The sequence below is a fragment of the Sphingomonas sp. OV641 genome (assembly GCF_900109205.1).
Classification (GTDB): Bacteria; Pseudomonadota; Alphaproteobacteria; order Sphingomonadales; family Sphingomonadaceae; genus Sphingomonas.
Genome location: NZ_FNZB01000016.1, coordinates 1 through 8,735, shown reverse-complemented (window position 1 = coordinate 8,735; position 8,735 = coordinate 1). Strand labels below are relative to the sequence as shown.

The 8,735-nt window shown below is 65.0% G+C and carries 8 protein-coding genes and 2 pseudogenes; 7 read left to right on the top strand and 3 right to left on the bottom strand.

The window, feature by feature from the left end:
- Window positions 1-71 precede the first annotated feature (71 nt).
- The 4 genes and pseudogenes from BMX36_RS20685 (at window position 72) to BMX36_RS22265 (ending at window position 2,009) form a co-directional block, all read left to right on the top strand.
- Window positions 72-518: a DUF305 domain-containing protein gene (locus tag BMX36_RS20685; protein ID WP_081796470.1), complete on the top strand. Its 447-nt coding sequence runs from the start codon at window positions 72-74 to the stop codon at window positions 516-518.
- Between the two features lie 83 nt (window positions 519-601).
- Entirely contained in the window at window positions 602-1,006 is a 405-nt protein-coding gene (locus BMX36_RS21520) for a DUF305 domain-containing protein (RefSeq protein WP_007406997.1), read from the top strand.
- A gap of 105 nt (window positions 1,007-1,111) precedes the next feature.
- A pseudogene (locus tag BMX36_RS21515) lies at window positions 1,112-1,578 on the top strand (Ti-type conjugative transfer relaxase TraA); the annotation flags it as partial.
- 278 nt (window positions 1,579-1,856) lie between these two features.
- Window positions 1,857-2,009, top strand: a complete 153-nt coding sequence (locus tag BMX36_RS22265; RefSeq protein ID WP_007407005.1) for a DUF6118 family protein — start codon at window positions 1,857-1,859, stop codon at window positions 2,007-2,009.
- 146 nt (window positions 2,010-2,155) lie between these two features.
- Here the strand turns inward: BMX36_RS22265 and BMX36_RS20670 are convergent, their stop codons facing one another.
- Complete coding sequence (locus BMX36_RS20670) at window positions 2,156-2,350, bottom strand: heavy-metal-associated domain-containing protein (RefSeq protein WP_007407007.1); 195 nt, start codon at window positions 2,348-2,350, stop codon at window positions 2,156-2,158.
- 134 nt (window positions 2,351-2,484) lie between these two features.
- Between BMX36_RS20670 and BMX36_RS20665 the strand changes: the two genes are divergently transcribed.
- The 3 genes from BMX36_RS20665 (at window position 2,485) to BMX36_RS20655 (ending at window position 5,813) form a co-directional block, all read left to right on the top strand.
- Complete coding sequence (locus BMX36_RS20665) at window positions 2,485-4,938, top strand: heavy metal translocating P-type ATPase (RefSeq protein WP_269430554.1); 2,454 nt, start codon at window positions 2,485-2,487, stop codon at window positions 4,936-4,938.
- A gap of 11 nt (window positions 4,939-4,949) precedes the next feature.
- Window positions 4,950-5,339, top strand: coding sequence for a Cu(I)-responsive transcriptional regulator (gene cueR, locus BMX36_RS20660; protein WP_066655886.1), 390 nt, complete (start codon window positions 4,950-4,952; stop codon window positions 5,337-5,339).
- 141 nt (window positions 5,340-5,480) lie between these two features.
- Window positions 5,481-5,813 (top strand): four-helix bundle copper-binding protein, encoded by a 333-nt coding sequence (locus BMX36_RS20655; RefSeq protein WP_066520822.1) that lies wholly within the window; start codon window positions 5,481-5,483, stop codon window positions 5,811-5,813.
- Between the two features lie 127 nt (window positions 5,814-5,940).
- On the opposite strand, the gene BMX36_RS20650 is transcribed toward BMX36_RS20655, so the two are convergent.
- Both BMX36_RS20650 and BMX36_RS20645 read right to left on the bottom strand, forming a co-directional pair.
- Window positions 5,941-7,893: a cytochrome c/FTR1 family iron permease gene (locus BMX36_RS20650; RefSeq protein ID WP_046407128.1), complete on the bottom strand. Its 1,953-nt coding sequence runs from the start codon at window positions 7,891-7,893 to the stop codon at window positions 5,941-5,943.
- A 257-nt stretch (window positions 7,894-8,150) separates the two neighbouring features.
- A pseudogene (locus BMX36_RS20645) lies at window positions 8,151-8,735 on the bottom strand (DNA polymerase III subunit epsilon); the annotation flags it as partial.

Here is an 8,735-nt window from a genome sequence, read left to right as displayed (position 1 = left end):
GCTGTCCGGCGACGCGCGACACGGCGCGGCGCACTTATGCGGGCGGGCGGCATCAACACGGGAGAGTAGCGATGATGAAGAACGCATATGTGAGCTTGGCGGTGCAGACCGTCGTCAGCGGCATCATCATGTATTTCGTTATGTTCGTGATGATCGACAGTTTAGGCAGCTTCTACAACAACCTGAATATGTTCTATATGACGCTGATGATGGTCGCGCCGATGGTAGTCGCGATGATCCTCGCCATGCGCCATATGTTTCCTTCCAGGGCGGCGAACAGCGCACTAATTATCGGCTCGATCGCGGTCTTCCTCGGCAGCTACGCGCTGATCCGGACGCAGACGACGATCGGAGACCGGGCGTTCACGCGGTCGATGATTCCGCATCACTCGGGCGCGATCCTGATGTGCCAAGAGGCGTCGCTCCGTGATCCCGAGTTGAAAGCGCTATGCGGCGAAATCATCAAGGGGCAGCGCCGCGAGATCGATCAGATGAAGGCCATTCTTCCCCGGCTTTGAACCGAAGCGCGACTGATAGGACAAGCCACCCAACGATTATCGCTTCGGCGGATGAGGGGGGCGCGCTTCCGGCGCGTAGAAAATTGACACGACCCGAGGAGATCGAGCTGCGTATTGTACCCGTGCTGGCGACCCTTGCCTTGCTCGCTACCCCGGCCCTAGCCCAGCAGGCGGGGCATCAGGGCATGAACCATCAAGGCATGGATCATTCCAAGATGATGCAGCCAACCGCGGCCAACCCCTACGGCCCGGCCGAGATGGACATGCACCAGAAGATGATGGCGGCGAAGGGAGCCGATGCCGGCGAGACGTGGATTCGCAAGATGATCGAGCATCACCGCGGTGCGGTCGCGATGTCGCAGATTGCGCTTCGCAGTTCCCAGAATGCAGAGGTCCGGGGCGAGGCGCAGAAAGCCATCACAAGCCAGAACCGCGAAATCGCGACCCTGAATGCGATGCTCCGCAAAATGGGCAAGCCTGCTCAATAACCGCATGGTCCCGCTCCAATCGGACGGGACCGCCAACGATGCTTCGACCAAGATCTGTATGCGCTACCTGATCGCCGCGCTGGCGCTGGGCGTTCGTCGGACGACCTTGGCGGCGACGTGACGGTGAAGGCCGAGCGGGGGACACGCCAGTTCGCGACCGGCGACCGCATCATGTTCCTTCGCAACGAACGGGGCATGGGGGTCAAGAACGGCACGCTCGCCCGATCGAGCGGGTATCGCCCGAGGGCATGGCGGTGCGCCTCGATGACGGGCGCGGTGTCGCGTTCGACACCAAGGATTATGCCCATGTCGATCATGGCTATGCCGCCACCATCCATAAATCGCAGGGGGTGACGGTCGATCGCGCCCCTGTCCTCGCCACCCCCGGCATGGACCGGCACAGCGCCTATGTCGGCATGTCGCGGCATCGCGACGACGTGCATCTCCATTACGGCCGCGCGACTTCGCCGACCAGCGCCAGCTCGTCCGCGCCCTGTCGCGCGACCGGGGCAAGGGACATGGCGGGCGACCATGCCCGGCCCGAGCAGGACCAGGCCCGCGCGTTCGACCGGTTGCGTGCCGCGATAGAAGGTCAGGACCGTGAGCTGGCATTGCTACGCCGTGCCGTGGAGGGCTTGGCGGCCGAGCGCGCCGCGCGATCAACGTGCCCGACTACAGCAAGGCGCTTGGCGTGCTTCAGCAGGGCGTGGACACGGCGACCGGCCGCATCGACCATGTTGTCCATATTCTTTCCAAAGCCCCGGTCATGGCGATGACGCCCAAGCAGATGGCGCAGCGCATCGCGGCGTGAACGCTCGGCCTACCACGTTGGGAAGCAGGGCAGCGCCTAATGCAGAGCGCCAGCCCGACCGCGTTCCGTGGGATCGTCGCGGCCGACAGAATCGTGACGGTTAATCGCGAAGCGATTGAAAGGTGCGTAGAAGCTGCTGCGAAAGCCCGTGAGACGGTGCGATGCACCGTCAAGGTCGCGCCCGCCCCATAAAGTAACAACGCGGACTTTTGAGGCTTCAGCCGGTGTCATGACCGTTTCAGGCCGGTGCACTTATGATCGCGAGGCGGGCGCGTGCGGATCAACACACAATCCTTTTACGCGCCCGCCCCGAAAGCCCTCAGGCAAAATAGGGCTCTCTATTGCGTCACCGCGAAGCCGGCCTTCTCTATGGCCCGCTTGAGTTGCTGTACATCGGCCGTCGAGTTTACCGAAACGGTCTTGCTCGCCAAGTCGACGTTGACGACGGCCTTGGCATCGACGCGCTGAAGCGCGCTGGTCACACCGCGCGCACAGCCTCCGCAGGTCATTCCCTGAACTTTGAAATCGATCATCTTCGTTCTTCCATGAGGTGGATGAAGCAGATGTGGGGTTTGACACTGTGTCAGGGTCAAGGGGTGTATTTAGCTGTTGACCTTGACACGATGTGAGGGACGATAAGGCCATCGACTCAGTAGTGGAGACGACCATGAGCGCCCCGGCGCAGCTGCCAATGCAGACACAGGCGAGAAGCGAAGACAGGCTGTCGCTGGCCATCGATGGCATGACCTGCGCGACGTGTGTCGGGCGGGTGGAGCGCGCCATCGCCGGGGTGCCGGGCGTCGCCGGCGTCTCGGTCAATCTCGCGACGGAGCGCGCGAACGTCGAGTTCGTCGATGGACGATCCGATGTCGCTGCCGTAGCCGATGCGGTTCTTGCGGCGGGCTACACCCCGTTGACGCAAACGACCGAGTTGACGATCACGGGCATGACCTGCGCCTCATGTGTCGGCCGGGTCGAGAAGGCGCTGCTGAAAGTGCCCGGCGTCCGCTCCGCGAGTGTCAACCTGGCAGCCGAGACGGCGCGGATCGAAACGGTGGGTGGCGTCCCCACTTATGTCTTGGTCGAGGCCGTCGAAAGCGCTGGTTACACCGCATTCGCGCGCACCGGATCGGCGGAGGCGGAACGAAGCGCCGAGGACGCCCGCCGCGACGCAGCCGCAACAAGAGAGCTCCGCCACGTGCTGATCGCCGCGGCGCTGTCGCTGCCGCTGGTCGTTCCGATGCTGCTGGCCCCGTTCGGTATCGAGGTGGCGGTGCCGGGCTGGATCCAGCTGCTGCTCGCGACGCCCGTGCAGTTCTGGCTGGGCGCGCGCTTCTATCGCGCGGGTTGGAAGGCCGCGCGCGCCCGAACCGGCAACATGGACCTGTTGGTCGCGATCGGCACATCGGCCGCCTACGGGCTCAGCCTCTACCAGCTGCTGTTCGCGCCGATGCACGGCATGGATGCGCATTATTACTTCGAGGCTTCGGCCGTCGTCATCACCCTTATCCTGCTCGGCAAATGGCTCGAAGGCCGCGCCAAGCGTCAGACCGGAGAGGCGATCCGCGCGCTGATGGCGCTGCGGCCCGACCAGGCTCGCGTTGTCGGCACCGACGGCAGCGAACGAGAGATTGCCCTGGCGGAGGTGCGCTCGGGTGACCGCGTCCGCGTCCGGCCCGGGGAGCGCATCCCCGTCGATGGACGACTGATCGAGGGAGCGACCCATGTCGATGAATCCATGCTCACCGGAGAGAGCCTTCCGGTCGCCAAGGCCGCTGGAGACCCAGTGACCGGCGGATCGATCAACGCGGACGGGCTCATCCTGGTCGAGACGACGGCGGTGGGGGCTGAGACCACCCTCGCCCGCATCGTGCGCCTGGTCGAAAGCGCGCAAGGCGCCAAGGCTCCGATCCAGCGGCTCGTCGACAAGGTCAGCGCCGTGTTCGTGCCAATCGTCCTCGTCATAGCCGCGCTTACCCTCGCCGGATGGCTGATCGCCGGCGCCGGAGTGGAAGTCGCGATCCTGAACGCGGTCGCGGTGCTCGTCATCGCCTGTCCGTGCGCGCTCGGCCTGGCCACGCCGACCGCGATCATGGCCGGCACGGGCGTTGCCGCGCGGGCCGGTGTCCTCATCAAGGACGCGGAGGCGCTGGAGACCGCGCACCGCATCAACATCGTCGCGTTCGACAAGACCGGCACGCTGACCGAGGGCAAGCCCTCGCTGCTGGCCGCACTGCCGGCCGAGGGGGCCGAACGCGCCGAGCTGATCGCGCTCGCCGCGGCGCTTCAGGCTGGAAGCGAGCATCCGCTCGCCCGGGCCGTCTTGGCGTGGGCCAGCTCGGAAGGCGTCGAACCCGCCCGCGCCAACGGGATGCGCGGCCTGCCCGGCCGCGGGGTTGCTGCAGACGTCAACGGCCGCAACCTGATCCTCGGCAGCACGCGCTTGATGGACGACGAAGCTATCGTGATGACACCGCTGGCGAGTGAGGCGGCCAGGCTGGAAGCCGAGGGACGGACGGTCTCCTGGGTCGCGGAACGCGCGCCCGAACGCCGCCTTCTCGGCCTTCTGGCGTTCGGCGACGAGGTCAAGGCTTCCGCCGCTGCTGCCGTGGCGGCGCTGCATGGCCGTGGCATACGCAGCGTGATGCTGACCGGAGACAATGCGGGAAGCGCCCGCGCAGCGGCGGCCAAGCTCGGCATCGACGATTTCGTTGCCAATGTCCTGCCGGAAGGAAAGTCGGATGCGGTAGCAGCATTGCGGGGCGGGGACCGCACGGTCGCGATGGTCGGGGACGGCGTCAACGACGCCCCTGCCCTCGCTGCAGCAGATGTCGGCATCGCCATGTCAACCGGAACAGACGTTGCGATGCACGCAGCGGGCATCACGCTGATGCGGGGCGATCCGCGCCTGGTCGCGGACGCGATCGACATCTCCAAACGGACATATTCCAAGATCCGCCAGGGGCTGTTCTGGGCGTTCATCTACAACCTGGTCGGCATCCCGCTGGCAGCGTTCGGGTATCTAAGCCCGGTGATCGCCGGCGCGGCGATGGCGCTGTCGAGTGTCAGCGTCGTCGCCAATGCTCTGACGCTTCGCCGTTGGCGTCCGACAGCGGCTTGAGGAGGCGATACGTGAATATAGGACAGGCGGCCAAAGCTTCGGGCGTCAGCCAGCGGATGATCCGCCATTATGAGGCGATCGGCATCATTCCGAAGGCCACGCGGCGTGATTCCGGCTACCGCGACTATGACGAACGCGAAGTCCACATGTTGCGCTTCATCGGCCGCGCACGCGATCTGGGCTTTCCAATTTCGGAGATCGGCCAGCTCGTCGCGCTGTGGCAGGACGGCGATCGGGCGAGTGGTGAGGTCAAGGCCCTCGCGCTTGCACGAGCCGCGGAGATGGAGCGCAAGGAGCACGAGCTCCGAGCGATGCGCAAGTCGCTCGAAGATCTGGCGCGTCGCTGCGCGGGCGGAGATCGACCGGATTGCCCGATCTTGCGATCGGAGTGGAACATGTGAGTCTGCGTTGCGCTAAAGAAAAGGGTTGACCTTGGACGATGGTCCGAGCCGTAAGGACGGTGAAGTCCAAACCGCGGCGAGGGATAGCGCCAAGTACCGCGTATATACAAGGGGAGGGGGGCGCATATGGAAGGAAAGACAATGCATCAGATCGATCCCGAGATGAAGGCGTGCATCGACGCCTGCCATGAATGCCACATCACCTGCCTTCACATGGCGATGAATCACTGCCTGGAGGCGGGCGGGCGACACGCCGAGCCTCAGCACATGAAGCTGATGCTGGACTGTGCTCAGATTTGCAGTGTCGCGATCGACTTCATGGCGCGCAAGTCCGAGCACCACCGGCATATCTGCCGCGAGTGCGCCGAGATTTGCCGGGCGTGCGCGTCGAGCTGCGAAGGGCTGGACGGCATGGAGGATTGCGTCGCCGCGTGTCGCAAGTGCGCCGACGCTTGCGACAAGATGGCCGCGTAAATGGCCCGAGGGCGGCGCTTTCCCCGCCGCCCTCCCGTTACATTGCGAGCCAAGGCGCGTGAGACGGTGCTATGCACGGTCAGGGTTGGCAGCAACGCTTTAGAGAGGGGCGTCACCTGCCCTGCCGCTAGGCTAGCGGCCCGCCCGTCCGCGGCTTGGCGCGGCGGTTCCAGGCGAACCCGATCATGATCGCGGCAAGCATCAGGAGTTGTGCCAGCACCGACTGAAATGTCGGGAACAGGCCCAACATCGAGATACGTGGCACGCTGGCGAGCGGCGCTATGTCGATGATCCCCGCCTCTTGGAGAGCAGCGACTCCCTTACCGGCCAGCACGACCGTCAGAGCGGCCATCAGCCATGAGCTGTAGCGGAAGAACTGCGTAATCGGCAGCGTCCGGCTGTAGCGGAGCATTGCCCAGGCGATGACGGCGAGAAGGCTGATCGCTGCGCCGGCCCCGGCCAGCAGCATCGCGGTGTTCCCCTGTGTCGAGAGCGCGGCGTAGAAAAGGATCGTCTCGAATACCTCCCGATAGACAACCAGGAATGCGAGCCCGAACAGGAACCATCCCGACCCGCCCGATAGCGCCCGTGACATTTTCTCGCGGATATAGCGTTGCCATTGATCAGCTTGTGCCTTGCCGTGCATCCAGATTCCGACCGAGAGCAGGACCACGGCCGCGAACAGCGAGCCGAACCCTTCCGTCAGTTCCCGGCTCGCGCCGCTTATACCGATCGCATAGGTGGCAACCGCCCAGGTAATCCCGCCGGCGACGAGCGCGCCGACCCAGCCACCATGCACATAGCGCATGGCTTCCGGCCGCTCCGCTTTGCGGAGGAACGCAATCATGGCCACCACGATCAAGAGAGCTTCCAGCCCTTCGCGCAGCAGGATCGTGAAGGCTCCCAAGAAGGTGGACGCCTGCGTCGCGGCGTCGGGCGCGAGCGCGGCCTCGGCATCATCGAACAGGCCGCCCAGCACTGCCACTCGTTCGGTCACGTCATCGGCTGACGTGCTGCTCTCCACAGCGGCGCGATATTCTCCCATCGCGCCTTCGATCCGGGACATGAGGTTCGGGTCGCGCGCCGAGAGCGTCGGTTCGATCGGCTCGAACCCGTCGAGGTAGGCGGACAGCGCCAGTTCCTTTGCAGCGCGCCGGTCGCCGCGCTGGAACGCGGCGAGGCTTTGCGCAAGCTTGGCGCGCGCCACGGCGAGCGGGCTTGGGGCTTGTTGCATCACCTGATCGGGGTGGCGACGCAGATAGGCGAGCACCGCGTCGGCTTTCACCTGCCCGATGCTGCCCGCAAGCGCGGCGGGGGTGAGCGCGACCAGGGTTTTCAGGTCGGGAATTCGTGCCCGCAAGCTCGCGTCCGACTTCCACAGCCGCTCACCCTCGACCGCTTGTGCGTCGGTGGAGGCGAAGCTGCCGGAGCGGAACGCGAGCGCCCAGCGCTGATCGCTAGACAGATCGACGAAGCTCTGCATCGCGGTTCCGTCGATGCCTTGGCTTATCACCTGATAGAGCGCGAACACGCTGCGCTGGCGCGCTCGCTCGGCATCAGTAAAGGCGATCGGTGGCGGGTCGAGCTTGGCGGCGTCGGGACCGTGCCCGTTGCCTGTCATGCCGTGGCAGGACGCGCAGGATTGTCGAAAAACCGCTCCTGCTGTGGAGATGTCCGGTGTCTTGTCCGGGGCGAGCGGAACCGGATAGGCCTTGAGCAGATCGGCGGCGAGCCCGTAGGCGAGCGCCGCGACCTGTTGGGCCGAGCCCTTGCGGGCAATCACGCCTTGGAGCTGCGAAGCCCGTTGGATCAGGGATTGCCGCTCAGGTGTCGCAGGGAGCGCGCGCAGGCGGGTGGACACGCCTGCGGCGAACTCCGTCATCTCCGCGTATTCGGACGCACTTGTGACCGCGCCGTTGGCGACCGCACCGCCATAATCGACCGCCATATAATCGAGCAGACGCCAAGCGGTTTGCACGTCGCCGGGATCGGCCGTCGCCGCAGCGGGAATCAACAGCAGCATAAGCGACGCGACCAGCGCGAGTGCAGGCTTAATCAGCGCGACCCGAAGTGACGGCATATGGGTGATCGTCTCCAAGCTTTACTCGTCGCGCACTATGCGAACAGCTCTCATTAGCAGTATTGGGCGGAGGGCGCGATCACCAAGGCAGCCGATGATGAACATCGCCGCGTCAACGGGCGATCGTCGCCGGCGACAGATCGTGACCGTGAACCGGTCCCGATTGAACGACGCAAGAAAGCGGCGACGAAGGCACGCGAGACGGTGCGATGCGCGATCAAGGTCCGCAATGGAGCCAGCAGTGATCGAGGATACTTTCAGATCACGTACTTGTCCCAGCCTGCATAATGCTCGGCGCTGCGCTTCCCCCTTGGAAAGCTGAGGCCGACGAGCGCAATGCCCGCTACGACCGAGGCCACGGCACCAAGGTGACCAACGCCGTCCAGGAGGAAAGGCGCGGCCACGAGCCAGGCTCCGAACGCGACATTGATCAGCCGCAGCACGCGGGCAACCTCCGCTGTGGCGATGATCGCGACCGTGATGACCAGCGCACCCACAACGTGATCGCTGTTCGCCATCCCGCGTTCCGTGCCGAACAATACCCGGGTGAGCATCAGCAGGACGCCGATGACGATGCTCGCAGTCAGCGTCCATGGCAGGGTCAGACCCTTCTTCGCGTCCGCCCAGAAGGTGCTTGGCGAGGCCATCGCGTCCGAGGTGTCCTCTCCGCCGGCCGCGATCGCGTCGCCTTGGAAGAAGGTGCGGATCAGCGGTTTGCCTTGCCGGCGCGCCCAGAGAAGGAACTGACCCATCGCAATCACCTCGTCGAGCGCGAACGGGATCATGATCAGCATGGCGAGCGCGGCGATCAGCGCCAGCGTGCTCCACGTGCCGATGACGAT